A 23282-nucleotide genomic window follows, 5' to 3' on the forward strand; every position below is an offset into this window, starting at 1 on the left:
TTATTGTGGAAGAGGAGTAACCTTTAACGGTTACTTTGCCAAGAAACGGTGAGCATTCTTTTATAAGGAATGCTTTTTTTTGACCATAAAAAAGGGAAACATTATTAACATATGTACAAAACTTTGTAAGTCCATCATATAATTCGAAATAAATTGAATTAATAATTCTGTTATTATAGAATTAACTTAACATACTTTGAGGAGGTCCTTAATTTGAAGCAGCTTTTTAACCCTGAAACACCTGAAACGATATCTTTAGAAGTAGATTGGTCGCCGGTTTGGGAAGTGATTCTTGGCATTTCTGGGTACACGCATGAACAACTAAGACACACATTTGATATGGATAAAAATTGGTCATTTAACAAGGATTCCATGCCTAGTTCTTTAATAGAGAATCTTCATGAAATTACGGAAACTAATTTTTGGCATGGTTTAATTATGCTTCAAAATAGGCTTTCTGCTTCTACAATTCAAGAATTTTCGAACGGGCTTACAGAACTTGCGATTGACTGCTTTTATGAGATCCTTCTACCTTATAAAAGCCGAGATATTGAGCCGGTCAGAAAAGAAACAGCTCAACGATATAATGAAAGTCAATCTTTTGAAAAGTACTCTTCGTATTTTGAGGGTCACGAATTTTTAGGAGGATATATACGTAGTCTTGGCCAATATTCATATCAGAAAATTTGTGATCTTTCCGTCAATACAATAGAAGGATGGTACAACTGGATAAGTAAGCGACAAGAATGGGAAAAGTGGACTCAAGCACTTGAATTTGAGCAAAAACAAAATCGCTCACTGGATCTGACAAAACCGATTGAACAAATTGAAAAAGTGACTGGCGGAGTAAAATATCACCCTGAACCGTCTGTTTGGACTGTCAAAATGATTCCACATGTATCATACCGACCGTGGCTTTTAGAAAAACGCACTCCTGACACGAAGATCTTTTTTTATCCTTTGAAAGAAGAGTATTTAACAGAACCAGGAATTCCTCCAACAGGATTGGTGAGTGGTCATAAAGCTTTAGGGGATGAACTTCGTTTAAAATTGCTATATCAATTAGTAAAGGGACCATTATCACTCCAAGAATTGAGCGTACAGTTTAATACCTCTAAAACTACGCTCCATCATCAACTCTCGTTATTAAAAGCTGCAAAGTTTGTTCAAGTTGAAAAAGGCATTTATTCAGTAAATTATGCTCAAATTAATTCTTTCTCAGAGAGGCTTACCCAATATCTTGGAGTGAAAAAATGAAAAGATTTTCAAAATCTTTTAAAGCACTTTGGGCAGGTGAAATCATTTCTGAATTTGGTGGAGCTGCCGGGGCAATCATTAATGGATTATTGCTTTATGAATTAACGGGATCAAGGGAATGGATGGGGGCACTTTGGCTGGTTTATTTTATTCCGTCCTTAGTTTTGCAAGGCATAAGTGCTCCATTTTTGAATCATGTAGTGAAAGAAAAGATGCTTAAAAATATACAATTAATTCGAGCGGGCGCTTACCTGCTGCCGCTGTTTGGTTATTTTATTGGTTCCGAGTTAGGAATCATATTGTGGTTAATTGTTTTACAATGCTTATTAGGGTTAATGCAACCCATTTATGCAAGTCTTTCATTTTCAATTTTACCGGAAATTTGTAAAGAGGAAGAGCTGGTGGATGCTAACGGCTTATTGGATGGAACGATTCGACTTATGAGCTTTATTGCACCAGGTGTCACTTCCTTATTCCTTTTAATAAGTCCTATGCACTTCATTTATGGTTTTTCATCCTTAATGTTTCTCGCAAGTTATCTCGCACTGTCACGAATCCCTCTACTAGGTACAAAGAAAGCGGCAACTTGGACGAAGAAATTTTGGTGGGCAGAAATGCAGGAAGGCTATAGGGCATTCTTTAAATATCCGCATCTTTTACGACTCACTATTCTTTCTTCAACGGTACAGTTTGCAGTTGGTGCCACGTTAGTATTGAGTGTCCCCTTTATACGTGGAGAACTTAATGGGCAATCTTGGGAATACGCCGTTTTTTCAGGAGCTTTTCCAGTTGGATATGCGCTCGGTATGATCCTTCTGACTAGATTACCAAAAACATATGAAACCATGTACCTGGGTTTGATCGGTGGCGGCCTCTCATTTGTATTTTTGTTTTTTGTGCATTCAATTCCTCTTGCCTGGTTGTGTGAATTGTTTGGGGGCATGTTGTTTCCGTTATTTAATGCCCAGAGTGCTGCCATTTTTCAACGGGAATCGCCTAGAGATCGTTTGACACAACTAAGTGCAGTTCGATTACTTTTCCTTCGAGTGACAATGCCGCTGGGAATATTGTTTGCTTCCTCAACGTTTTTAGGACTAAGTACACGTCATATATATATGATTGTCGGGGCAGCAATTGTATTACCTGGATTGTATTATCTCTTTTCTACTTTATTACGATCAGAAAGCCGCTTACTTGCAAATAACAAACAAAAAACTAGTTGATGTACACGGTTAAGTATAAGTAAAAAATGAAGCCAAGTAGTGGGCGTTTTTAACTGAATATTCAATTTTAACAAATGAAAATAACGACTATTTAACATCTGGAATGGAAACTTTAGTAAAATAGTTAGAGAGATTACTTTTACTAAGGGGGGATCTACTTGAAAAAGGCAATCCTGAATTATCAAGACTTGAATGAAATGTTGGATGGATTCCTAAGAGAGTCAGAGGTATTTTGGGATGATTTTTATATGGATAGAACGAAAGATATTCCGTTTTTTAAAAATAAGGGTCCTGATGAGAATCTTGTAGAGTATTTTACTAACGGGCTGGCACCTGAAAGAGTCTTGGAAATAGGATGCGGACCGGGCAGGAATGCTGTTTATATGGCTAAGAAAGGCTGTAAGGTAGATGCCCTGGATCTTTCATATAATGCAATTGAATGGGCTAAAGAAAGAGCTAAAGAAGAGGAAGTCAAGATAGACTTTCATTGTATTTCCTTATTTGACTTCGAGTTTAAGCCACGCTCCTATGACTTTATTTATGATTGTGGGCTGTTTCACCATTTAGCACCACATCGGAGATTAACCTATCTTGAAATGCTGAAAAAAGCATTGGAAAAAGATGGATACTTCGGAATTGTTTGCTTTAATACTGATGGAGCCTTAGATACACCGGATTGGGAAGTATACAAAAAAGGCAGCTTAAATGGAGGAATAGGTTACACAGAAGAACGATTGAAAGAAGTGTTTGTAAATGACTTCAATATAGTTAATTTCAGGACAATGAAAAAGATAACTCAACCAGATGAATTATTTGGTGAAGACTTTTTATGGGTTAGTTTAATGCAGCTTAAAAACAAGGGTTGATACCATCAAGATGAGATCGAAGAAAGTGGGTCGGTAATAAATGAGGAATGAAATTATTTTAAATAAATTCAGTATCATTGAGCGCTGCCTTCACCGGATTCGAGAAGTATACGATAATCAGCCGGCAAATCTGAACAATATTACAAAGCAGGATTCCATCATTTTAAATCTCCAAAGAGCTTGTGAAGCTAGCATTGGCATAGCCATGCATATTATAGCTGAGAAGAGGCTTGGCTTACCTCAAAGTCGTTCTGATGCGTTTACTTTTCTTGAAAAGGAAGAGGTCATCACCTCCTCACTTAGTCAAAAAATGAAAGCAATGGTCGTCTTCCAAAAAACAGCCGTTCATGACTACCAGAAAATGAATCTTGTTATCTTGCAGAATGTAATTGAGGATCGTCTTGTTGACTTTATGGAGTACACGAAAACAATTTTGACTTATTAATAATTGATAATGACATAGTGAGATATCACCTCATTTTATTAATGAAAGGAAAAATGCTTTACCATCTTCCTACTTCTTATTTTTGGGAGGTTTTAAAATGTATATTTTTGCTGCTTTGATGTCTGCTCTATTAGTATTAATTTGTCTTGTTGTTTTAATAGTGGCATTTAAAATGTTTGTAAGAAAGGCAACCCCAACTAACTTTTATACCCCTTTTGATTACATTTCTGGACAGGATCACAACGAATTCCATGAGGAGCGTAAGGAAGATGAACAAGTAGAAGTAGTAAAAGAAGGAGACGATAAAAATAGATAGCCCAACTCTCTAGTATAAAAGAAGTCGAAAATTACCAAAGGAGCGATTATTATGACTGTACTTTTTAGAGTGGAACTATACACAAAGGATATCGAAGAATCCATCAAATTTTATCAAGATATAATCGGATTAGAACTTTATGGAAGGAATGAGCGTTCTGCACGCTTTAATTATGATTGTTTTTCATTACTCATCACTTCTGACACTCTTTTAGATCATAACCATTATTTTAAACGCAGTGCCAAAAATGATAAGAGAGGAAACGGCTTTGAGTTAATTATTGTGGTAGAAAAATTAGAAGAAGTGTACCAGCGATGCCTCGATCATAGTTATCCAATTGAAGTGGAGGTTGAAAAATACCCATGGGATATGAGAGGATTTAAAATTGCTGACCCGGATGGATATTTTTTAAGAATTACTTCTGATTAATCGTTGTGTAGAAACTTCTTAAAAAAAGACAACGGAACAAAGTCAGTTGGAGGAAAGGTCTTTATCCTCCAAAGACCTGAAGTACCGTTTGGTTTTTATGTCTCCTACAAATAACGACCTTTTACGGCTCTTATTTAGAAAATACAAGATTTCAAGAAGGAAAGTATTCCATTGGCTCAGTACAATAAACGTAACCATTTTTCTTGTAAAAATCACCAGCTTCATCACTCGGCCATACAATTACAAATTCAAATTTATTCTCTCTTATCCAATCGTTTATTGTACTTAGCACTCTACTTCCAACGCCTCCCTTTCGATATTCTGGAATGGTGTATACGTTGGTCATATATACAAATGGATGAGTAACCCTGCCAGGTCTTGGAACTTTTTGTATTAATTCTATGTAAATATGAGATATAATTCTTCCCTTATCCTCAGCAACCCATATAAACCACTGACTACTATTCAATGCATTTTCTAAGAACGTTTGACATTCTCTTTCAAATCCCTCATAGGACTCATCTTTTTTGCTCTCATCAAACTCAATGGTATTATCCCATCTCATTTTAATTAATTGATTAATATCTTTTGCTTCAGCAAGTCTAATATTCATTTAATCTCACCCCTTATATGTTTTCTTGAGCTATCCATCCCCGTTGGTTTAAATGCATTTTTTCACAAAATTATTCAATAAATTTAGTTCACCCTACTTAAAAGGCATATAAGAAACCTTCCTCCACACCCACTCAAGCGGACCGGTTCCCATGTATTTAACAAACAGGTGAGCTGCAGCCATCATCCCAATGCTGATGCCGATCCAGGCGGCGTAAATAGCATACACATTATGGATTGGTGCAAGTCCGAGTCCCCAGCTGTAAAACAGGAGGGAGGCGGCAATGTTTTGCAAAACGTAACAGCTTAAAGCTGCTTTTCCAATCGTTTCAAAGCGTGCCAGGAGCCATTTCCACCAGCCGCGTTCAAGAATGAAAGCCAGCAGACCAATATAACCTAAAGATAGAATAGGAGCAAACAAATAACGTACAGGTAAGTCAAATAATCCTCCTGGGACAAGAAGCAGCATATTTAACGGAATCCCCAAACCAAGTCCCCATCGCAACAAACGCTTTCGTATGCGTTTTCCTTTTTCATTGTCATCAAAACCCCCGTGTCTAAAGAGTCGAATGCCGGCAATATAAAGGGTGATATTCATGAAGATGATGGCAATAGCTTCAAGTCGTAAGCTGATAAAATCACCCATACGATAGGAAAGTTGTTCAACATAAGTCCCGGTTGTATAGAGATCTTCCACTTCGCTGAACCCGGCTGCGATTTCAGCAAGGAGCGCATCATCACGAAGAATGAACATCCAAAGGAAGGAAACGATGGAAACGCCGATAATATGAATAACAGCAGAAACTTTCAACCAAAAATTCAACGAACCTTCATATCTTGACAGGAGAAAAGCTACGATGATACCAGTAAAAGCGTAGCTCATTAAAACGTCGTATTCAAACACGAAAAAGTAATGCAGCAGTCCATCTAGAAAAAGAAGGGCCATCGTCCAACTATAGAAGGGAAGCCACGGCAATTTGTCTCTTTGAGCTTTTCGGTATTTTAGCTCTAAGCCTATTCCAAACATAATCGTAAGCAAACCAAGCAGCTTGCCATTGATCAGTACCGTTTGAATAGCAGCAAAGAATGCTTCTAAATTGTTCAGCCAGCCATCTGATGACAGTAAAGAAAGAAAATCTCCTGGCTGAGCAAAAAGCCATATATTCGTTCCGAGTGTTCCGATAATAGCAAATCCGCGAAGTATATCAAGTAATCTTATCCGTTTTGATTGGTTCATTCCTTTCTCCTCATCCTGTCCGCGAGAGGGTCTAGCTTAGGTATTGGGATGACAGATCCCTTGAACCTGACTTCGAATAACGTTCTGGATCATGTCCAGATTCAGGCGGGAAGGGTCAAGTAAAGCGTGAAGGGCAAGCCCGTCTGTCAGAGCATATAGCTTCTCAGCCTCAAGCTCTTTGTCAATTTCATCTTTTAACAGTTTCGATTCATCTAAATGATGAAGAAGGTGCAGAATAATGGCGTAAATCTGGTCATCATGAAGAGCGAAGCCTGGCTTATGACGGGCATAAACCGTAAAAGCTAACCATACCTCCATTTCTACTTTGGATTGATCATTTAATGGGATAAGCTCAAGCAGTAAAGCGACAGTTTTGTCTAAAAGGGGAATTGGCTGGTTTATAATCGCTTGCATTCTTTCCCCGACGCCGGCCTTTACTTCCTCCATTGCAAAGTGCAGGAGCTCATCCTGTGTTTGAAAGTAGTGGCGCAGTGCACCGAGAGAAAGCCCGGCTTGCGCAGCAATTCTACGTGCAGAAGCTCCTTCGATCCCATCATTTAAAATGACTTGAAAGGCAGCTTCAGCGATTTGTTTTTTACGTTGAGTGTGATCTACTTTTTTTGGCATAGACCTAGTATACCAGAGACGCGTCTCGCGGACATTTATTTAGTACAACTGTATTAAATTTAATCTTTAAATAATTCCTTGTCAATACAGTTGTGTTAAATAAAAACATTAAAGGGGGCAGTATTCGCTCTTGAGATGGTAATATTAATAACATAAAAATGTTTAAAATGGTTTTAATCGCTAAAAAAGGGATGGATGGGATGAGTGCTATACAAGAAATCAAGAAATTACCCATTTCCATTAAACAAACAGATGACTACGAATTACTCATGAAATTGGCGGATATATCAGGAAAAACGGGACGTCTGGATGAGAAATTTAAAAGGTCAATTTTAAAAAGTGATTTTATTAATACCCTTGCATTAAAAGAATCTGTTCAATCGACCCGGATTGAAGGTGCACAGGTTATGTTTATAGATATGGTTGAACAAACGCACAAAACAAATCCCAAATCGGAACATATCGAGGTAACAAATTATCAACATGCATTAATGTCTGGACATGAACGCATCCAAATCGGCTATCCCATTACCACCCGCCTCATTTTAGACCTTCATCGTTTCCTCATGGAAGGTGCCCGCGGTACAAACGCTGCACGTGGTGAATTCCGTAAGATTCAAAACTTTATTGGTCCAACGAACAAGATTGAAGATGCTGTTTATATTCCGGTACCGGCAAATGAAGTGGAATCGTATATGGAGAATTGGGGAAATCTATGCGAATAAGCATCCTTAAGGAGATAAGTTACCTACAAAACACCTTATGAAGGATGAGATTGTGATCGACGAAGATAGTCACCCTCTCTTAAAAGTGGCAATTTTACATGCACAATTTGAATCTATTCATCCGTTTTTAGATGGGAATGGTCGTCTTGGCCGTATTTTAATTGCACGCTACATGGTTCAATCTAAACTTATTGCTAGCCCTATATTCTTTGTGAGTGAGGAGCTTGAAAAACGACGTTTACGCTAATATCATTTATTAAATGGAGTGAGATGACAAAATCCGGATTGGAATAGCTGGTTGAAGTTCTTTCTAAATGCCTCGTATCGCATGGCAGACAAATTGACCGTTCTAATTGATCGTGCAGAATTTACTGCAGCACAAGGTCTTGAAAAATGTGAAAGACCTATTCAAAAGGACGTATATTTATATACATTCAGAGAACCCAATACAACAGCAGTACAAGTGGCTGCACACTTTAACATTGCAGCTTCAACAGCTCGCAATGTATTAAATGAGCTGGCTGGATTAGGTTTACTTTTTAAAGACTCAAGTCAAAAGCGCAATATTGAATACTTTAACTATGATGTCTTAGATCTGTTAAGTTAGATTTCCTGGGAGTCTCGGACAAATCTCAAGAAAGTTTCAGGAAATGAGGAAGTATTTATTAATAGTATTAGATGAGCGGAGCTAAAGGTAGTGACTCCAGTAGGATTTGACGGCAAGCTGAGACTTTACAGGGCAAGGCTCTGGAAAGGCTTAACGCCGCCCCTGCGAAAGCGCCCGCCTGCAGCACAGCGAACCTGTCAAAGAGCTTGAGCCGCCTTTGTCCAAAGCTCTTTTCTTCGTTTTTGGTTTTTTGCATTATAATCACCCTCTTAGTGATCATGAAAAACTATTTTTTATTGAGGAAGATAGGGGATATTTACTAACATAGAGTGTAAATTAGAAGCACTTTGACCAGTAGAGGAATAATATCTATCCTCACTAAAGTCATACATATACAATGCATCTCCGTTTTCCCATATCTCCACTTTAATTTCTTGACTATTTTCTAACACGATATTTAAATCGTATGAGTATAAATTTTTATTAGGTGCTGTAGTTATTTGTTCTGCTTCACTAATAAAATTTTCAAGTGAATTCATAAAAGAATCATCATTATTTATCTCTAAAGTGTTTAATTTTGTGGTTGAATTAATTTCGAAAGTTAAATCTGACTGAGATGTTTTAACCATAACTGAAGAAATATGTAGTTCGACTTTTTCTTCACTCACACCCATATTGTCATGGCTGAAATAAGTATTTAAGAAGAAATAAACAATAAAACAAGCAACTAATGATGTTAGGGGAATGATAAATCGCTGTTTACTATACCACGACTTTTTCACCCTTTTAGACTGAAGAATATTAGTTAATGATTGTTCTTTGACAAAGGTTGATCGCTCGATATTTCTTAAATCCTTGAATAAGGCATCAAATTCATCTAAATGACTCATTAATTTTTTCCTCCCCTTTCTTATATTCTTTTCTCAGTTGTATGAGTGCTCGTGAGGTCATCGATTTCACTTTATCTTCAGTCCAATTAAGAACGTTAGCGGTTTCCTTAATAGAACATTCGTTTATTTTTCTAAGTATTAAAACTTCTTTATAATCTTTTTTCAAAGCATTTAATGACTGGTATAAGTTTCTGACATCTTCAGATTGTATGAGCAGTTCATTTAAGGTTTCTTGCTCGTTTTTTAGAGAGTTGACCAACCTATCTATATCAATTAAGTTTTTGATCCTCTTTTTCTTTAAGTAATCGAACGTTACATTTCTTGCTATTTTTAATATCCAAGTAAGAATATTCGAGTCATGCCGGAACTCGTTAATGCTTTTATAAACGTTGATGAAGGTCTCCTGAGTTAAATCTTCAGCTACATGTTGATCTCTCACCATATAGTAAATGTATTTAAATACGTTATCTGACTGGATCTGATAAATTTCAGTAATTTTTATTTGAGTATGATCTGACATTTTTTCACCTCCCCATATTAATAGACGACAATAATAGAAAAAAGTGTCAAAAAAAATTGACTATTAGTAATTATTAAAATAGTATGGCCGATCTAGCAGCTCGTCTTTCTATAAAGAAAAACACAGAAGCAAAACCGCTTCCTCAAACAGATCCTTAGACACACCCCAAACCCAAACGTTATCCTATAAAAAATAGAAACAGTTGAAAGGGTGAAGGAAATGAAGATACTAATAGTTGGAGCAAATGGACAAGTTGGTAAGCATACCGTATCGATGATTCAAGAAAAGGAAGGGCTGGAAGCGAGAGCGATGATCCGAAAGCAGGAGCAGGCTTCTTATTTTGAGGAGCTTGGTGCTGAAACGGTTCTGAAAGATCTTGAGAAGGACGATATAGATTCGATCTCAGAAGCAGCTGAAGGTGTGGACGCAGTCGTGTTTGCTGCTGGTTCAGGTCCTAAAACCGGTCCAGATAAAACGATGCTAATTGACCTTGACGGCGCGGTGAAAACGATTGAAGCCACGAAAAAAGCTGGCGTGAAGCGATTTGTCATGATCAGCTCGTTTGATACGACCCGTGAAGCGATTCAATCGGCTCCATCATCATTTGCACCATATGTGGCAGCGAAGCATTATGCAGATGTCTGGCTGAGAGACACGGACCTTGACTACACCATTATTCATCCAGGTGCACTTACAAATGATCCTGCAGCGGGTACTGTTACGGCAGGAGAAAAAGTGGAGCGGGGCGAGATCCCAAGAGAAGACGTAGCAAGCGTCATTGTTTCTGTTCTCCAAAATGACTCGACCATCGGAAAAGAATTTCAGGTAGTAGGTGGAGTGAAGCCTGTGCAAGAAGCGGTAACGTCGCTTTAATAGAAAATGAATGAGGTAAGAACCCCAGGATTTAGATCCTGGGGTTTTTTTTTCCTCCTGATAAACCATAAACACGTATTTTCTAAATGTCTTCTCGCTCCATAAAATGTTGAAAGCAATCAACAATCCAACTAAGGAAAAGGACAGAATGACGGATTGAGTATCAAAACCCCGGGAAACGAGCAGCGTTACGCTGGCATAAGCGAGATGATCAAAACTGTTCATGGCCATGGTGTTTGTTTCAGTGTATTGGCTAGAATATAACTGTTTTCAATTTAAATAGAGGGATTGATTTGCTTGTGACTGATGATAATCAGTACTATAATTGTTAGTATAATAATAACTATATATACAGATGAAGTTTAAAATAAAAATCATTCGTTAAAACTGAAGGGAGACTAATAAGAAATGAGCGTGAATAGTGTGTCTCAAAAAGAAAAGCGCTATACTCGTCGTCTCAGCCAAGTTGGGAATAGCTTGTCTGCTGGCATTCCTAAAGAAATTGCGACTGCATTGGATATGGCAAAAGGTGATGAAATTGAAGTTTATTATGATGAAGAAAGGGGCGAGATTGTGATGAAGAAAGCAAACCGATCCGTTCCAAAAGGAATTCGCCCAGATGTGCTGAAAGCGATGAACAGGGCTATTGGAAAATACGATAATGCACTTCGAAATTTGAAAGACCGATAGATATTCATCGGAGGAGTGAATGGTTTGACTGTTGAGTATTTGACGGGAGAAGAAATCGAGATTATTCATTATACGATTATGGACTTATATCATGACAGCGATCAAGCCGGTATAAAGAACAGAGACCGGTTTGAGGCTATGCTGAATAGGCCGAAAACAGAACTGTACGGGAAAGAAGCCTTTCCAACCATTCAAGAAAAAGCATGCTGTTATTACCACTCCATAGCAAGAGGGGGGCATATTTTCCAAAACGGAAATAAGAGAACCGCTCTTACTGTTTTTGAAACTTTTTTGAATATTAACGGTCTTGAATTAACCTTAACTGAGGATGAAGCAGAGGATTTTACGGTGTATTTAGCATATGATAATAAATTCAAAGATAATGACTGCATCCAATACCTGCTAGCAGAGTTGGAACATGCTATTCAACCCCTTGCTGAAGAATTATAACTAACGAGAAAACCATCGAAGCAATTTAAAAAGCAGGCGTGAAGCGATTTGTCATGATCACCTCGTTTGACATGACCCGTGAAGCGATTCAGTCTGCACCGTCATCATTCGCACCATATGTGGCAGCGAAGCATTATGCAGATGTCTGGCTGAGAGACACAGACCTTGACTACACCATTATTCATCCGGGTGCACTTACAAATGATCCTGCAGCGGGTACTGTTACGGCAGGAGAAAAAGTGGAGCGGGGCGAGATCCCAAGAGAAGACGTAGCAAGCGTCATTGTTTCCGTCCTCCAAAACGACTCAACCATCGGAAAAGAATTTCAGGTAGTAGGCGGAGTGAAGCCTGTGCAGGAAGCGGTAACGTCGCTTGGCTCTCCCAAAGGGGTGATCCGCAGCTGTCGCGAAGTTAACTTGCTGCAAGAGGATGAAACGACCCTGGGGCTAAAAATGGTCAATGACCGAAATCTGACAGTTCACACCTATAATGAAGAGGTAGCAATGCTTATTCAGTCAAACTTAACTACCTATTATCATCTGCTCGAAAAGTGGATGGAACAAATTCGTGATAGAATAAACGACTAGCATAAGGCGTAGAGGCTTTGGCTTACACGCAGAAAATCTCTCCTTAAACGGTTATAACAATTTTTTCTAAAATCAACTATTGATTATTAAGTAATACCGCCTCAGAACGTTAAGTCGTACTGGGGCTTTATTTTTTTTAAGCTAAATTGAAATTTAAAGCTAAGAGAAGTTTCGATACAATCATCATTAAAATTCAATCATTCCATTCTAGCGATTCTCGTAGCGGTCGTGAACGTCGTATCTGATTCGTATAGATGGATACTTTCACTTTGACCGCCTCCTTTATAACTTCAAATGCAAGATATGTTGAGCTCCTTTAGGCCCTTCATACAGCTTTCCTTCATCTATAAAACCTGTTTGCAAATAAAGATTGATCGCCGCTTGATTTCGTTTGTTTACACCAAGCACCACTTCATTCACTTCTGGCGCCGTTTCTCCCATAAAAGAAGGCAAGAGTTTCAGGCCCGTTTTGGCGAGGCCTTTTCCCTGATGCTTAGCATCGATGGAAAAGGAGGTAAGTAATCTCGCTTGTTTATTGGTTGAATAAGCATGAAGTTTTTCGCCGGTTTCAAGAGCATAATAGCCTGCTGCTTCATCACCATTCAGGATTAAAATGTGTAGCGTATCTTTGGATATAGCGGGGCTGAAAATTTTATCCAAAGGAAGACTGGTGAATTCCAGCTGGTCTTTAGGAAGATAAAAACCTGAAAGCTGCTCTGTATAGGTTTCACTGAAAGGTACTAGCTTTACGATAGGAGCAGTAGTGGCAGCTGCCATAGTCGATTCCTCCATTAAATAGATTGCGGCTTTGAGCCATATGTATTGCTTCCCGGAAGCTTCTTGATTTCATTCCACTCCTGGATCGCCTCGTCCCGGCTTTTCCCTTTATTCACTGGATCAGCAAAAAAGTCTCGAATGAATCGATTATATTCAAATTGAGGTCCAATGGTTTTCGTAAACTGTGGATCTTTCTTTCGCTCTTCTTCCTCATGCCAGGCGTTCACTGCATCACGATACGTTTTACCGGAGTTGTGCTTAAAGTACTGCTGGATGTAGGTAGAAAAATGAAAGTTCGGGATCACAGTTTTTAAAAAAGCTCGTACGTGTTGGCTGCAGCGATGGTTTTCCTGAATGACCGTATCCAGGTGTAAATCCAGTTCCACGTTCTTTGGTGTTTTTGACCTTTTAACTGGCTTGATGATCTCACCAGTCCGCAAAAAAGTCTCAATTCTCTCAGCAATTTCCCGTTTAGACCCGGAAGCACTCAGTCCATGCTTCCGGCAAAATAGCTGCAGTTCTTCCTTTAGCCAATAATAATCGTAAAACTCTTCTGTCTTTGTTTCTTTCGTAAGCTCCGGCCTCATCCACGTCACCTCCATAGAAATCTATCTCTATTATAGAACATTTGTTCTTATTTAAGTAAACTATTTTGATCCCAATCCAGTAAAATCTCCAATCATCTTCTTAAACTCATTCTTTTCCTCTAAATGAGGAAGGTGATTGCTTGCTTCAAATTCATAGAAGGAGGAACCGGGAATCAGCTTGTGAATTTCCTCTGAAAAAGGGAGCGGGCACTGAGCGTCGTAGGTTCCGCAGTAAACAAGAGTTGGTGTCTTGATTTGCGTAATGTCATGTCGAATATCATATCTAGGCAGTTCTTTATAAGAATAATAATCTAACCGTTTCGGTACGACCTTCCCGCTGCTTGGTTTGGTAAAATACGCTTCAAAACGGCTTGGATCATGCAATGACATTTCCGTCCATTCTCTGCTCGCAAGCCTTATTTCCTCTATTGCTGCATGGGGTGAATTCAAAATCGAGAAGATGTCTTTCAGCCTTTTATTTTCTGGATTCTTCTGACTGTAAATACTGTCCTTGTGATTCATATACTTGTTTGAAGCGGCTGCACCACCCACCATCAAACGCTTTAAAGAGTGAGTATGGTCCGCTGCATACACCAACCCAAGCATGCCGCCTGTAGAATGACCTGCAAAACTCCACGTATCAAAGCCCAGCGCCATCCGGATCGCTTCTAAATCCTTTGCCGTTTCCCGCATGCTCAGTTCTTCATTATGTTCAGCGCGGGAAGAGTTTCCCGCTTCCTTCATATTGACAAGGTACACGGTAAAAGAATCCACAAACGGATCAGCAAAATAATAGCCGCGTTCGTTAAACTCGCTGTATAGATGCGTCACACATAGCGGCTCTTCGCTGCCTGCAGTGAAAATCTCAAACTCGCCTCTTACCGTCTCTATTTGCTTTTTCTCCCACATTAATATCCCTCCGCCATAAAGTTTTACAATTAACTAAAAGGCCAAATCAAAACGATGAGGCCTTCTCAATTTTCTAGTATCCTACTCCAGCCAAACTACTACCTAATCCAATTATATCAATAATTTCCTTTTAATATCAGACTATATTTTCCTTTTAATATTGGTAATCTTACTATAAGGGAATAGGAGGGGATCCATTGATTGAGTATCGAATTCGAAACAACGGAGAGTTTTCAGCGAAAATAGGTGAGCTTGCGGCCATGCTTGAGCATACAAGGACGATTACGTTAAAAGAGGTTATGGATTTGGGGGAAGAAGAGCTGGATGCCCTGGTAGCTGAAGAGTCAAATTCCGTTGGTGCTCTCTTGCGCCACATCGCAGCAATTGAATATGTCCACCAGGTCATCACCTTTGAGGACAGAGATTTACATGAATCTGAATTGGATCGATGGAAGATGGCACTGGAGCTTGGGGAAGGTGCGAGAAAAACGATTCACAATCATACGATTCAAGAGTATATAAATGAATTGGCAGAAGTCAGGGAGAAGACGCTATCAACATTCAAGAAGCTGCAGGATGAATGGTTGTTCAAAGAGAAGCAATCGCCCAATGGCATTTGGATCAATCATTATTACCTCTGGTACCACGTCATGGAAGATGAAATCAGTCATCGCGGTCAGATTCGAATGATAAAAAGGATGCTGAAGAACAGAATTTATCCAGATTTTCAGCGCAATGAAAACAGCGACTGCGAATCATGAAAATTTCCAGAAAAACATCTTAAGTGGTTCGTATCATGGCGATCAGGCAGCTTTGATTATTAGAGTAAGGTCATATTATACCGATTAATAGTGTGCTTATATCTTATATTACGATATAATCGTAACATAAGATATAAAGGAGTGCTTTTAGTCATGAGTAAAGTAAGCGAATTAAACCGTCACTGGACAGATATTTACTTTCACTTGCATTACCCGCACAAGGAAAAGATTTCTCATCAGGTAGTCCGGATTCTGCAGTTGGTTGATAAAAAAGAAGGTGTCGGCATGAATGACATTGCTTCTCATATTCAAGTTTCTCAAAATACGGCCTCTGAGCATGTGAAGCGCATCATTGAAAAGAAGTTTTTGACCAAAGAAAGAGATACGATTGATGAAAGAAAAGTGATGCTGCGACTGACGGATTCAGGCCGTGACGTACTGCACAGAAATACGAGCCTTGATGAAGAGAAGCTTGAACGCGTGTGGGATGAACTGGATACTAGTGAAAAAGAAATGGTGGAACAGGCATTTAAACTAGTAAGTAAGCGGGCAAAAAAATGTTTCTCATCATGAAAATTGTCGCTTCAGCGATTGTGATTGGAGTCGTGACGGAGATCTCAAGAAGGTTCCCGTCGTATGGCGGCGTGATCGCAGCACTCCCACTCGTCAGTCTGCTGAGCATTATATGGCTGTACGTGCAAGGGGAGCAAACAGCCGTTCTGAGCAAGTTCGCATTAGGTGTGCTCTGGGGATTCCCGGCAACTGCTGTCTTGCTTGTCATCGTGTATTTTTCCTTGCAAAACTCTGTTCACCTACTCGTGTCGATTGGCTTAGGCATGAGCGGGTGGCTGCTATTCCTATGGATTCAACATGCGGCAGTGGAATATATGAAAAGCTTTACCTAAATCATTTTCAAGGAGGTTCACATGGAATATAGAGGACCAGGTGCATATGACCAGGAAGCATTTTTCGTAAATTGGATGAAACGAAAAGGGAGGAAGGACAGCCCGAATCAGGCGATTGAAACGCCGATTATCTATGAGCTGCTGGGGGATTTTCAGGATCAAACCATCCTGGACATTGGGTGCGGCGACGCTTCCTTCGGAAAAGAATTACTCGAGCGTGGTGTTTCTTCCTACACTGGCATTGAAGGCTCAAAGCAAATGGTGGAAGCAGCAAAACAAAATCTAACGAAATTAAATGGAGAAGTCCACCATCACACAATGGAAGCGTATGACTACCCGGAATCTACATTCGACATCATCACGTCACGCTTTGTCATTCATTACGCTGAGGACCTCGGAGAATTATTTCAAAACATCCATCAATCCTTAAAAGAAGATGGGCGGTTTGTCTTCAGCGTCCAGCATCCTCTCACCACTGCTTCATTCCTCAGTAAAAAAGAGGGAGACAGGCGGGGCAACTGGATCGTGGATGACTATTTTAAAGAAGGGGAAAGAAAAGAACCCTGGTTAAACGAAACCGTCGTCAAATACCACCGCACAGTCGAACACTATTTCAGCGCACTGACCCGTGCCGGATTTACGGTCACAAACCTTCGGGAAGGCAAACCGGTGCGGGAAAACTTTACTGATGAAACGGAATACGAAAGAAGGCTCCGAATTCCCGTCGTACTGGCATTTTCATGTGTGAAGAGTTCTACTTTACATACGTAAACAAATGAAAATCTACTGCATCAAAACTTCCAATCGTCTCGTGTAAATCCCAAAGCATGATACCGGACGTTTCATCGTTCTCCCGAAAAGCCTGCAGTTTTTTGATGTGTGCAGCGTAAACAGGATTAAACTTTACATGCCCGTTCGATCGATTCTTTAATTTAAGTAAGCCCCTAAATTCCATATCTGGTACAGTTTGCCCTGTTTCTTCATAAAGCTCTCTGATCGCACATTGCTTAGGCGTTTCATGTTCTTCCCTTTGCCCAGCCGGCAATTCCCATTGCTCACGCCAGGTGTTGTAGCAGATCAGGTATTTACCTGAACAGATTAACACGGCAAAGGAGCCGGCAAGGGGAGAATACTCGTTCATTTCCTCTTCATGGACTGACAGGAAATCAAGAAACGCATAACAGTTCTTCTTCATATCATTCAAATAGTTTCATCCTCCATTTCCTCATTACGATAGTAAAAAGCCCGGTCAAAGGAACCGGGCTTTACTCATTTCTTCTATTAATTCGGCAAAACCCCAAGCAATACATGCTTCCAGCTTGAGCGTTGACCGAGTGTGCCGAGATTATCGGTGGTCAGGCGGTCGACGTTCATTGGGGTGATGTAGGCAGAATTGAAGCGCTCGACTTGTAGCGGGTCGATCACGAGCCATTCGGCGGGCTCAACATTTGAATACACTTCCTGGCGATCCTCCACACGAAGACCGAGGTCCACAATCCGTGGCTCGATCAGGCCGGTTGGTGACAGGGTGTAGAGACGCTTTTCATCCAGGCTGATTGTTGGAACGGTTGTTGCGCCAAGTGCTTCGTCTGTGACAATTTCATTGACGACATTCTGGCCGATAAACCATTCAGGCCCAGGTTCCTGCAGATCCACATCGACCGAGTAATAGCTTTTTTCATCGGTCTTTGGTTCTTCTTCAGGCAGCTGAGGGTTGGCTACTACAGCGCCATCCACTGTGCTTCCCGCAACAGGAGACGACACTTTCGCAGGCATTCCTGCAAGCACGTAAAGCGCTTCTTCATCAGTTAAAAGAATTTGGGAGGTCAGATTGTCTGAGTAAATCGTGATCAGCGGGTTTTCCACACCTTCAGAAAGATAGGCGATTTTGCCGTTAAAATCACTTTCCACCTGAACCGTCGGGCTTTCTTCAAGTCCTTCGCTTAAGCGGGTGAATTTGTCTTCCTGGGCTTGCAATCGTCCGACTGCTGCTTCCTGCTCCCCGATTTGCTGACTCAGGAGGGAACGGGTCTGGTCAATCGTGGCGTCAGAAATATCGATGCCTACTTCGAGTTCAATATTCAGCAGCAGCTCTTGATCGTCAAGGGAAGATGTTGGATTCGCATCTGCTGAAGAAGAAGAAATCGTGGCGTCGCTTAATTGACGCTCCAGCGTTTCAAGCTCTGAAATGTAGGACTCAACCGCATTGATTTCGCTGCGGATTTGTTCAGCCTCTGAATCAAACAGCAGGCGCTGCTCCTCTAAATCCACCACATCATATTCATACAGCGGCGTACCGGACGTGACGACTTGTCCTTCTTCCACTAAAAAGCGGGTGAATATGCCAAGCTGCTCTGAAAAGTAAACATGCTGCTCGGTTGCGGTGTGAATGACGCCGTCTTTAACGAGAATTTCCTGCAGATCCTCTGTTTGCGCCTGCTTCTGATCGTGCACAAGGGACGTGCGGTCGACCAAAAGAAGGTCTTCTTTAATTAAGTACAGGTTGATGCCGACAAACAACACGCCAAGCATGCCCGCGGAAATCCATTTTGATTTGTGACCCATGTTGTCTGCCTCCTTCAGCGAAACAATAGATGATAGAAATTAAGTGTGGCAAACGTCGCGGTGATTGCCCAGAATGAAAGATTCAGCGTTAAAATGATCAGGATAACCGCCCACCATTTTAACGTCGAAATCACACGCAGCGATAAAAACTGCCAGTACATCACCCAGATTTTAAACAGGGAAATGCAGCCGAGAAAATAAATCGTCCAGCGATGCTCGATAAACAATTGGCCAATGACGCCCCATGAAAAAGGAGAGGAATACCAGTTAATTCCCTGCCACAGCATCAGCCCGATGTAGCTTGCCTGTTCAAGCAGCAAAATCGCAAGCGGAAACAGCGTCAAAAGTGTCACTTTTTTAAAAGGCTGACCCTTTGCAGCAATCTTATAAATCAAGGCCGGTACTAAAATCAACACCGTGACATAAAGAATGCTGAGCGCCAGACGTCCAAGCAAAAAGTAAAATCGCTCAAGGTCATGGGTTAAGCCAAGTGACGTCATAAATTGACCCGACCAACGCTGCGTCCCCATGCCGATCCAGGCAGATAACCCAAATAACAAAATGCTAATTATGTAAAAACCTATAAAGTATCTTTTCGTATGTATAAATGAATCGGTTTCTTTCCACGTTTCCAAAAAGACAGAAGGCGCTTTAAACCCTCTTAACAAGCTAAACCGCATACCTTGAACCTCCCAATCTACTAACTACATCTATTGTAATGAAAAAAGCGAAAGTTGTCACTTCTAGAATTATTTTCAAGAAAGATGTTATAACATGCGGTGAACCCTTGATAAATAAGGAATTTCGCATTCAAAATGGACTGAATTTAATGGAAAAAAATATATTTTGTCATATTAACGCATTTCACTCATAGGATGGGAGAACACGAAAAAAAGATAAAAGGGAATGAAAAGGAGGCAATGCACGGCAGAAGCCCGCCAAACATAAGTCCTACAAGGTCAAAAGAGGAAACTTCCGTTTTTATCCTCTTGAAAAGACAATAGGTAAATATAACGTTTTTACACAATTCAGATAAAAAACGCTATGCCAAAACGGGAGAAGTAATATAAAATAGTCTTATTACTAAACGATCATTTTTGTAAGTTACGGATTTTTATGGAAAAAGGAAGGAATGGAAGTTCATTAATTCAGAGAATCAGCCAACATCAAGGGGGAAAGTGGTATGAAAGAATCGATGACAAAGTTCGAAGAGCTGAAAAGAGAATTCGAAGAAAACCTGAACCGCAGCTTAGAGCAAAAAGAAATTGAATTTTTACGCTGGCTTGCTAAAAAGATATCGGATCAGGATGGATCGATGTACGATGCCTTTGCCTTATTTCAAAGAATGTCGGTTGTTCCGTTAGGGTAATTCTTCTATGAACAATGACAAAAGACATGTGAAAGCCGCTGCAGCGTTTCGTCTCCTGCGTGTCTTTTGCAGTGAGCGCCAGCCGAGTGAAAGGACCGGTCTTAACCGGATCGTCGGTCTGCTTACGTCGGAGATGCCTCCGTTCGATCCTTCAGTCTAATTCTTCAGGTTAATCCCTTACCTGATTTTCCTGCGTTTGTGACCCAGCCACGCAGCTTGTCCCGTCACGCTTTGGTCCTGACGCTGACGAAAGCAATACGCAAACCTCCTGCATAAAGACTTTTGCAGGAGGTTTTTGCATGCATAAAAACAGTTCGTCCGCCTTGTTTAAAGGGTGTTCTAAGCAGGAATAGTACCTCCATGAGATCAAAACGAAACGGAGTGAGTGAAAATGGAAATGGAACAGGTGCTTCCCCGCAAAATCGAAAAAGAACGGTTAACAGATCTGATGGAGAGAGCGTATCGAAAGGGAACAGAAGAAGGCATCACCACAACGAAACTCGTCAGCTGGCTCGCTGAGGAAATGAAAAAATAGATCCTGAACTTTCTGCAGCGAATCAACTGCAGTTTTTTTTTTTGCCAGTATGTTGAGCGAAAAAGGAAAATCCTTCTTTTTTGTAGAATGATTACAAAAGGGGGGATGGCTGTGGTCAAAAAAGTAGAAGAACAGAAAATCGTGGAACCCAAGCAGGAAAAAAAGATCCGGAAATGGCAATGGTGGGTGCTCGGCGTCATGCTGTTGATCGGCCTTGTTCTATTAATCGGGCTGTTTGTCCTCAACAGCTGGATGGGCAAGTCAGAAGCCGTCACAGAAGGCGAGCTTTCTGTTTCCGCGCTTGATGCTGGTGTGACCGTAACAAGAGACGACAACGGGGTGCCGCATATTAATGCGGAAAGCGACGCGGATCTTTACCGTGCGCAAGGCTTTGTCCAGGCGCAGGACCGGATGTTTCAAATGGATCTGGCCAGACGCCAGGCAAGCGGCAGACTGGCTGAAGTAGTGGGGGAAGCGGCGGTTGAGACAGACCGCTTTTTCCGTACGTTCAGCTTGCGCCACGCTGCAGAAATTTCCTATGACGGCTACGGCGAAGAAGCTAAGCAGGTGCTCGCCTGGTACGCTGAAGGGGTGAATGCGTATATGGAAACGGCCAAAGAAGAAGGCACGCTGCCCTTTGAATTCAGCATTTTAGGCTATGAGCCGGAGCCGTGGAGTGAAGTGGATTCGTTAACGATCGGCAAATACATGGCCTATGATTTAAGCGGAAACTGGTCCTCGCTCGCTTTTAGACACTGGGCGGTCGGGGCGTTTCCGGAAGATAAAGCACGAGAACTTTTTATCACTTATCCCGAAAATGCGCCGGCTGTGATTGAAGCCAATAAAAACAATCCGGTCGACATTGCATTCGGTGATCTGCCCCTGCCGCCTGAACATAACGGCAGCAATAACTGGGTCGTATCAGGCGACCGCACAGAAAGCGGAGAACCTTTACTTGCAGACGATCCCCATCTCGGTTTAAGCACCCCGTCGATCTGGTATCAAATGCACTTAACCTCACCTGAACAAAATGTAAGCGGTGTCATCTTTGCCGGCATTCCGGGGATTATCCTCGGTCATAATGACGACGTGGCGTGGGGGGTAACCAATGTAGGCCCGGATGTGCAGGATTTATATATTGAAAAACAAAATCCGGAAAACAAAAGACAGTTCTGGTATGACGGGAAATGGGAAGAAGCGGACGTGCGTGATGAGCCGATTAAAGTAAAAGATGGGGAGACGGTCGACTACCGCGTTGTCACGACCCGCCACGGTCCGATTATTTCGCCTGTTATTGAAAACCCGGAGGATGCCAACACGCTATTCTCCATGCAGTGGACTGCGCTTGAACCCACACTTGAGCTGCAGGCAGTGATCAATATGAACAAAGCGGAAAACTGGGAGGAGTTTGAAAAAGCGCTCGAAGACTTTCACTCGCCTGCGCAAAACTTTGTCTTTGCCGCAAAGGACGGCACGATTGCCTATAAAGCAAACGGAAGGATCCCGATCCGAAAATCAGGAGACGGCCAGCTGCCGGTGCCAGGAGATTCCACTGACTACGAATGGTCAGGCTATGTGCCCTATGACGAGCTGCCGACACTTGTTAACCCGGAAGAAGGCTTTATCGCAACGGCGAACAATGCAGTTGTCGATGAATCGTATCCTAACCACATTACGGATCTCTGGGCACAGCCGTACCGCTACAAGCGCATCGTGGAAGTGCTGGAAGAAAACGATGAAATGACAGTGGACGACATGATGGCACTTCAAATGGACATTAAAAATCTGTACGCTGAGGAATTTTTAGATAATATGATTCAAACCGTCCGCTCCTCGCCCAATGCGAAAGAGTGGGAAGAAGAGCTTACGATTTTAGAGGAATGGGACCGGATGGATGATAAAGAAAGTGCAGGACCGCTGCTGTTTCACCGGTGGATGAAGGAGCTGCCGCTTGTGCTGTTTGAAGAAGAAATCCCGAAAGACGCGATGGAGCTATTCCGCGGCACCAATCACATCACCGACCAAATGATGCGCGACAGCTTCAGCGGCGATGAGCCTCTTTGGGTAAAAGACTATGGCAGCGTGGAAGCATGGCTTGGCGATGCATTCGACCGTGTCGTGCGTGACTTGAGCGAAGAGTTCGGAGAGGATCCGGCTGACTGGCGCTGGGGCGACTATCACCAGGTATACTTTGAACATCCGCTTTCCTCCGCTTCACCCGTGCTTGCCTGGCTTTTAAACCGGGAAGGACCGATTGAAACAAGCGGCAGTCAGATTACCGTGCAGGCACAATCCTACGGAAAGGACGGCATTGCCGATCACGGCGGCGCCTGGCGCTTTGTGGCGGACGTAGCTGACCTGTCCACCTCTTATCATCTAGTGGGGCCAGGACAATCCGGCCACGTAAAATCAGATTGGTACCATGATCAGATAGATGACTGGATTGACGGCACCTACCATGAAACGGTGACGGACCCTGAAAAAGTGGAAGGTCAGGTGCTGGAGCTCACTCCGTAAAAA

General features: G+C 41.5%; 32 protein-coding genes and 1 pseudogene. 22 read left to right on the plus strand and 11 right to left on the minus strand.

What is annotated here, in order from left to right:
* Positions 1 to 213: 213 nt before the first annotated feature.
* From ACQCT8_RS01185 to ACQCT8_RS01210, 6 genes are all read left to right on the plus strand, one after another.
* Positions 214 to 1257 carry an ArsR/SmtB family transcription factor gene (locus ACQCT8_RS01185; protein WP_426867864.1) on the plus strand — a complete coding sequence of 348 codons (1044 nt, stop codon included), beginning with the start codon at positions 214 to 216 and terminating at the stop codon, positions 1255 to 1257.
* A complete protein-coding gene (locus ACQCT8_RS01190) occupies positions 1254 to 2480 on the plus strand; it encodes an MFS transporter (RefSeq protein ID WP_426867865.1) in 1227 nt (408 codons plus the stop codon). The genes ACQCT8_RS01185 and ACQCT8_RS01190 overlap by 4 nt, the downstream gene beginning before the upstream one ends.
* 158 nt (positions 2481 to 2638) lie before the next feature.
* Positions 2639 to 3346, plus strand: a complete 708-nt coding sequence (locus ACQCT8_RS01195; protein ID WP_426867866.1) for a class I SAM-dependent methyltransferase — start codon at positions 2639 to 2641, stop codon at positions 3344 to 3346.
* A 40-nt stretch (positions 3347 to 3386) separates the two neighbouring features.
* The gene (hepT, locus tag ACQCT8_RS01200; RefSeq protein WP_426867867.1) at positions 3387 to 3791 is read left to right on the plus strand and encodes a type VII toxin-antitoxin system HepT family RNase toxin; all 405 of its coding nucleotides are present in this window, start codon (positions 3387 to 3389) and stop codon (positions 3789 to 3791) included.
* 97 nt (positions 3792 to 3888) lie between these two features.
* Entirely contained in the window at positions 3889 to 4107 is a 219-nt protein-coding gene (locus tag ACQCT8_RS01205) for a DUF3951 domain-containing protein (protein ID WP_426867868.1), read from the plus strand.
* A 51-nt stretch (positions 4108 to 4158) separates the two neighbouring features.
* Complete coding sequence (locus tag ACQCT8_RS01210) at positions 4159 to 4536, plus strand: VOC family protein (protein ID WP_426867869.1); 378 nt, start codon at positions 4159 to 4161, stop codon at positions 4534 to 4536.
* 151 nt (positions 4537 to 4687) lie between these two features.
* Here the strand turns inward: ACQCT8_RS01210 and ACQCT8_RS01215 are convergent, their stop codons facing one another.
* The 3 genes from ACQCT8_RS01215 to ACQCT8_RS01225 all read right to left on the minus strand — a co-directional run bounded on the left by ACQCT8_RS01215 (position 4688) and on the right by ACQCT8_RS01225 (position 7012).
* Positions 4688 to 5149 (minus strand): GNAT family N-acetyltransferase, encoded by a 462-nt coding sequence (locus ACQCT8_RS01215; RefSeq protein WP_426867870.1) that lies wholly within the window; start codon positions 5147 to 5149, stop codon positions 4688 to 4690.
* A 93-nt stretch (positions 5150 to 5242) separates the two neighbouring features.
* Positions 5243 to 6385: a DUF418 domain-containing protein gene (locus tag ACQCT8_RS01220; protein ID WP_426867871.1), complete on the minus strand. Its 1143-nt coding sequence runs from the start codon at positions 6383 to 6385 to the stop codon at positions 5243 to 5245.
* Positions 6386 to 6421: 36 nt separating this feature from the next.
* Positions 6422 to 7012 carry a TetR/AcrR family transcriptional regulator gene (locus tag ACQCT8_RS01225; protein ID WP_426867872.1) on the minus strand — a complete coding sequence of 197 codons (591 nt, stop codon included), beginning with the start codon at positions 7010 to 7012 and terminating at the stop codon, positions 6422 to 6424.
* Positions 7013 to 7212: 200 nt separating this feature from the next.
* Between ACQCT8_RS01225 and ACQCT8_RS01230 the strand changes: the two genes are divergently transcribed.
* From ACQCT8_RS01230 to ACQCT8_RS01240, 3 genes are read left to right on the plus strand one after another with little or no spacing between them, the layout of a single operon-like run.
* Positions 7213 to 7737: a Fic family protein gene (locus ACQCT8_RS01230; protein WP_426867873.1), complete on the plus strand. Its 525-nt coding sequence runs from the start codon at positions 7213 to 7215 to the stop codon at positions 7735 to 7737.
* A 52-nt stretch (positions 7738 to 7789) separates the two neighbouring features.
* Positions 7790 to 7984 (plus strand): Fic family protein, encoded by a 195-nt coding sequence (locus ACQCT8_RS01235; RefSeq protein ID WP_426867874.1) that lies wholly within the window; start codon positions 7790 to 7792, stop codon positions 7982 to 7984.
* Between the two features lie 51 nt (positions 7985 to 8035).
* A complete protein-coding gene (locus ACQCT8_RS01240; RefSeq protein ID WP_426867875.1) occupies positions 8036 to 8344 on the plus strand; it encodes a hypothetical protein in 309 nt (102 codons plus the stop codon).
* A gap of 293 nt (positions 8345 to 8637) precedes the next feature.
* On the opposite strand, the gene ACQCT8_RS01245 is transcribed toward ACQCT8_RS01240, so the two are convergent.
* Positions 8638 to 9234, minus strand: a complete 597-nt coding sequence (locus ACQCT8_RS01245) for a hypothetical protein (protein ID WP_426867876.1) — start codon at positions 9232 to 9234, stop codon at positions 8638 to 8640.
* Positions 9218 to 9754, minus strand: coding sequence for an RNA polymerase sigma factor (locus tag ACQCT8_RS01250; RefSeq protein WP_426867877.1), 537 nt, complete (start codon positions 9752 to 9754; stop codon positions 9218 to 9220). The genes ACQCT8_RS01245 and ACQCT8_RS01250 overlap by 17 nt, the downstream gene beginning before the upstream one ends.
* A gap of 219 nt (positions 9755 to 9973) precedes the next feature.
* Between ACQCT8_RS01250 and ACQCT8_RS01255 the strand changes: the two genes are divergently transcribed.
* From ACQCT8_RS01255 to ACQCT8_RS01275, 5 genes and pseudogenes are all read left to right on the plus strand, one after another.
* Positions 9974 to 10627: an SDR family oxidoreductase gene (locus ACQCT8_RS01255; protein ID WP_426867878.1), complete on the plus strand. Its 654-nt coding sequence runs from the start codon at positions 9974 to 9976 to the stop codon at positions 10625 to 10627.
* A 408-nt stretch (positions 10628 to 11035) separates the two neighbouring features.
* Entirely contained in the window at positions 11036 to 11317 is a 282-nt protein-coding gene (locus tag ACQCT8_RS01260; RefSeq protein ID WP_278240033.1) for an AbrB/MazE/SpoVT family DNA-binding domain-containing protein, read from the plus strand.
* A gap of 24 nt (positions 11318 to 11341) precedes the next feature.
* Positions 11342 to 11767 carry a type II toxin-antitoxin system death-on-curing family toxin gene (locus ACQCT8_RS01265; protein ID WP_426867879.1) on the plus strand — a complete coding sequence of 142 codons (426 nt, stop codon included), beginning with the start codon at positions 11342 to 11344 and terminating at the stop codon, positions 11765 to 11767.
* Between the two features lie 29 nt (positions 11768 to 11796).
* Positions 11797 to 12141: pseudogene (locus tag ACQCT8_RS01270) on the plus strand (NAD(P)-binding oxidoreductase); the annotation flags it as partial.
* Complete coding sequence (locus ACQCT8_RS01275; protein WP_426868294.1) at positions 12118 to 12354, plus strand: nucleotidyltransferase substrate binding protein; 237 nt, start codon at positions 12118 to 12120, stop codon at positions 12352 to 12354. The pseudogene ACQCT8_RS01270 and the gene ACQCT8_RS01275, both read left to right, overlap by 24 nt.
* Before the next feature lie 282 nt (positions 12355 to 12636).
* Here the strand turns inward: ACQCT8_RS01275 and ACQCT8_RS01280 are convergent, their stop codons facing one another.
* The 3 genes from ACQCT8_RS01280 to ACQCT8_RS01290 are packed head-to-tail and all read right to left on the minus strand — an operon-like array spanning position 12637 to position 14627.
* On the minus strand, positions 12637 to 13131 hold the full coding sequence (locus ACQCT8_RS01280; protein WP_426867880.1) for a GNAT family N-acetyltransferase: 495 nt from the start codon (positions 13129 to 13131) through the stop codon (positions 12637 to 12639).
* Positions 13132 to 13145: 14 nt separating this feature from the next.
* Positions 13146 to 13718 (minus strand): DUF6434 domain-containing protein, encoded by a 573-nt coding sequence (locus ACQCT8_RS01285; RefSeq protein WP_426867881.1) that lies wholly within the window; start codon positions 13716 to 13718, stop codon positions 13146 to 13148.
* Positions 13719 to 13778: 60 nt separating this feature from the next.
* Positions 13779 to 14627, minus strand: a complete 849-nt coding sequence (locus ACQCT8_RS01290; protein WP_426867882.1) for an alpha/beta fold hydrolase — start codon at positions 14625 to 14627, stop codon at positions 13779 to 13781.
* A gap of 197 nt (positions 14628 to 14824) precedes the next feature.
* Here ACQCT8_RS01290 and ACQCT8_RS01295 point away from each other — a divergent pair, with 197 nt between their 5' ends.
* From ACQCT8_RS01295 to ACQCT8_RS01310, 4 genes are all read left to right on the plus strand, one after another.
* The gene (locus ACQCT8_RS01295) at positions 14825 to 15388 is read left to right on the plus strand and encodes a DinB family protein (protein ID WP_426867883.1); all 564 of its coding nucleotides are present in this window, start codon (positions 14825 to 14827) and stop codon (positions 15386 to 15388) included.
* 153 nt (positions 15389 to 15541) lie between these two features.
* Positions 15542 to 15961 (plus strand): MarR family winged helix-turn-helix transcriptional regulator, encoded by a 420-nt coding sequence (locus ACQCT8_RS01300; protein ID WP_426867884.1) that lies wholly within the window; start codon positions 15542 to 15544, stop codon positions 15959 to 15961.
* Positions 15946 to 16293: a DUF3147 family protein gene (locus ACQCT8_RS01305; protein WP_426867885.1), complete on the plus strand. Its 348-nt coding sequence runs from the start codon at positions 15946 to 15948 to the stop codon at positions 16291 to 16293. The genes ACQCT8_RS01300 and ACQCT8_RS01305 overlap by 16 nt, the downstream gene beginning before the upstream one ends.
* A 21-nt stretch (positions 16294 to 16314) precedes the next feature.
* Complete coding sequence (locus ACQCT8_RS01310; RefSeq protein ID WP_426867886.1) at positions 16315 to 17064, plus strand: class I SAM-dependent methyltransferase; 750 nt, start codon at positions 16315 to 16317, stop codon at positions 17062 to 17064.
* On the opposite strand, the gene ACQCT8_RS01315 is transcribed toward ACQCT8_RS01310, so the two are convergent.
* The 3 genes from ACQCT8_RS01315 to ACQCT8_RS01325 form a co-directional block, all read right to left on the minus strand.
* A complete protein-coding gene (locus ACQCT8_RS01315) occupies positions 17048 to 17488 on the minus strand; it encodes an NUDIX hydrolase (RefSeq protein WP_426868296.1) in 441 nt (146 codons plus the stop codon). The genes ACQCT8_RS01310 and ACQCT8_RS01315 overlap by 17 nt on opposite strands.
* An 86-nt stretch (positions 17489 to 17574) precedes the next feature.
* Positions 17575 to 18858, minus strand: coding sequence for an efflux RND transporter periplasmic adaptor subunit (locus ACQCT8_RS01320; RefSeq protein WP_426867887.1), 1284 nt, complete (start codon positions 18856 to 18858; stop codon positions 17575 to 17577).
* Positions 18859 to 18872: 14 nt separating this feature from the next.
* On the minus strand, positions 18873 to 19538 hold the full coding sequence (locus tag ACQCT8_RS01325; RefSeq protein WP_426867888.1) for a hypothetical protein: 666 nt from the start codon (positions 19536 to 19538) through the stop codon (positions 18873 to 18875).
* Between the two features lie 503 nt (positions 19539 to 20041).
* On the opposite strand from ACQCT8_RS01325, the gene ACQCT8_RS01330 reads away from it, so the two are divergent.
* From ACQCT8_RS01330 to ACQCT8_RS01345, 4 genes are all read left to right on the plus strand, one after another.
* The gene (locus ACQCT8_RS01330; protein ID WP_426867889.1) at positions 20042 to 20227 is read left to right on the plus strand and encodes a hypothetical protein; all 186 of its coding nucleotides are present in this window, start codon (positions 20042 to 20044) and stop codon (positions 20225 to 20227) included.
* A 7-nt stretch (positions 20228 to 20234) separates the two neighbouring features.
* Positions 20235 to 20387, plus strand: coding sequence for a hypothetical protein (locus ACQCT8_RS01335; protein WP_426867890.1), 153 nt, complete (start codon positions 20235 to 20237; stop codon positions 20385 to 20387).
* A gap of 231 nt (positions 20388 to 20618) precedes the next feature.
* The gene (locus tag ACQCT8_RS01340; RefSeq protein WP_426867891.1) at positions 20619 to 20762 is read left to right on the plus strand and encodes a hypothetical protein; all 144 of its coding nucleotides are present in this window, start codon (positions 20619 to 20621) and stop codon (positions 20760 to 20762) included.
* A 105-nt stretch (positions 20763 to 20867) separates the two neighbouring features.
* On the plus strand, positions 20868 to 23279 hold the full coding sequence (locus tag ACQCT8_RS01345; RefSeq protein ID WP_426867892.1) for a penicillin acylase family protein: 2412 nt from the start codon (positions 20868 to 20870) through the stop codon (positions 23277 to 23279).
* Positions 23280 to 23282: the final 3 nt, after the last annotated feature.

It is taken from the genome of Jeotgalibacillus proteolyticus, assembly GCF_050107735.1.
Classification (GTDB): Bacteria; Bacillota; Bacilli; order Bacillales; family Jeotgalibacillaceae; genus Jeotgalibacillus; species Jeotgalibacillus proteolyticus_A.

Excerpts from the sequence above, each read along its gene's own strand:
- ACQCT8_RS01215 (WP_426867870.1), bottom strand. The coding sequence starts at position 5,149 with ATGAATATTAGACTTGCTGAAGCAAAAGATATTAATCAATTAATTAAA.
- ACQCT8_RS01190 (WP_426867865.1), top strand. The coding sequence starts at position 1,254 with ATGAAAAGATTTTCAAAATCTTTTAAAGCACTTTGGGCAGGTGAAATC.
- ACQCT8_RS01305 (WP_426867885.1), top strand. The coding sequence starts at position 15,946 with ATGTTTCTCATCATGAAAATTGTCGCTTCAGCGATTGTGATTGGAGTC.
- ACQCT8_RS01250 (WP_426867877.1), bottom strand. The coding sequence starts at position 9,754 with ATGTCAGATCATACTCAAATAAAAATTACTGAAATTTATCAGATCCAG.
- ACQCT8_RS01260 (WP_278240033.1), top strand. The coding sequence starts at position 11,036 with ATGAGCGTGAATAGTGTGTCTCAAAAAGAAAAGCGCTATACTCGTCGT.
- ACQCT8_RS01335 (WP_426867890.1), top strand. The coding sequence starts at position 20,235 with ATGAACAATGACAAAAGACATGTGAAAGCCGCTGCAGCGTTTCGTCTC.
- ACQCT8_RS01285 (WP_426867881.1), bottom strand. The coding sequence starts at position 13,718 with ATGAGGCCGGAGCTTACGAAAGAAACAAAGACAGAAGAGTTTTACGAT.
- ACQCT8_RS01210 (WP_426867869.1), top strand. The coding sequence starts at position 4,159 with ATGACTGTACTTTTTAGAGTGGAACTATACACAAAGGATATCGAAGAA.
- ACQCT8_RS01205 (WP_426867868.1), top strand. The coding sequence starts at position 3,889 with ATGTATATTTTTGCTGCTTTGATGTCTGCTCTATTAGTATTAATTTGT.
- ACQCT8_RS01245 (WP_426867876.1), bottom strand. The coding sequence starts at position 9,234 with ATGAGTCATTTAGATGAATTTGATGCCTTATTCAAGGATTTAAGAAAT.
- ACQCT8_RS01255 (WP_426867878.1), top strand. The coding sequence starts at position 9,974 with ATGAAGATACTAATAGTTGGAGCAAATGGACAAGTTGGTAAGCATACC.
- ACQCT8_RS01345 (WP_426867892.1), top strand. The coding sequence starts at position 20,868 with ATGGCTGTGGTCAAAAAAGTAGAAGAACAGAAAATCGTGGAACCCAAG.
- ACQCT8_RS01330 (WP_426867889.1), top strand. The coding sequence starts at position 20,042 with ATGAAAGAATCGATGACAAAGTTCGAAGAGCTGAAAAGAGAATTCGAA.
- ACQCT8_RS01320 (WP_426867887.1), bottom strand. The coding sequence starts at position 18,858 with ATGGGTCACAAATCAAAATGGATTTCCGCGGGCATGCTTGGCGTGTTG.
- ACQCT8_RS01310 (WP_426867886.1), top strand. The coding sequence starts at position 16,315 with ATGGAATATAGAGGACCAGGTGCATATGACCAGGAAGCATTTTTCGTA.
- ACQCT8_RS01290 (WP_426867882.1), bottom strand. The coding sequence starts at position 14,627 with ATGTGGGAGAAAAAGCAAATAGAGACGGTAAGAGGCGAGTTTGAGATT.
- hepT (WP_426867867.1), top strand. The coding sequence starts at position 3,387 with ATGAGGAATGAAATTATTTTAAATAAATTCAGTATCATTGAGCGCTGC.
- ACQCT8_RS01220 (WP_426867871.1), bottom strand. The coding sequence starts at position 6,385 with ATGAACCAATCAAAACGGATAAGATTACTTGATATACTTCGCGGATTT.
- ACQCT8_RS01230 (WP_426867873.1), top strand. The coding sequence starts at position 7,213 with ATGAGTGCTATACAAGAAATCAAGAAATTACCCATTTCCATTAAACAA.
- ACQCT8_RS01315 (WP_426868296.1), bottom strand. The coding sequence starts at position 17,488 with ATGAAGAAGAACTGTTATGCGTTTCTTGATTTCCTGTCAGTCCATGAA.
- ACQCT8_RS01325 (WP_426867888.1), bottom strand. The coding sequence starts at position 19,538 with ATGCGGTTTAGCTTGTTAAGAGGGTTTAAAGCGCCTTCTGTCTTTTTG.
- ACQCT8_RS01300 (WP_426867884.1), top strand. The coding sequence starts at position 15,542 with ATGAGTAAAGTAAGCGAATTAAACCGTCACTGGACAGATATTTACTTT.
- ACQCT8_RS01340 (WP_426867891.1), top strand. The coding sequence starts at position 20,619 with ATGGAAATGGAACAGGTGCTTCCCCGCAAAATCGAAAAAGAACGGTTA.
- ACQCT8_RS01280 (WP_426867880.1), bottom strand. The coding sequence starts at position 13,131 with ATGGCAGCTGCCACTACTGCTCCTATCGTAAAGCTAGTACCTTTCAGT.
- ACQCT8_RS01225 (WP_426867872.1), bottom strand. The coding sequence starts at position 7,012 with ATGCCAAAAAAAGTAGATCACACTCAACGTAAAAAACAAATCGCTGAA.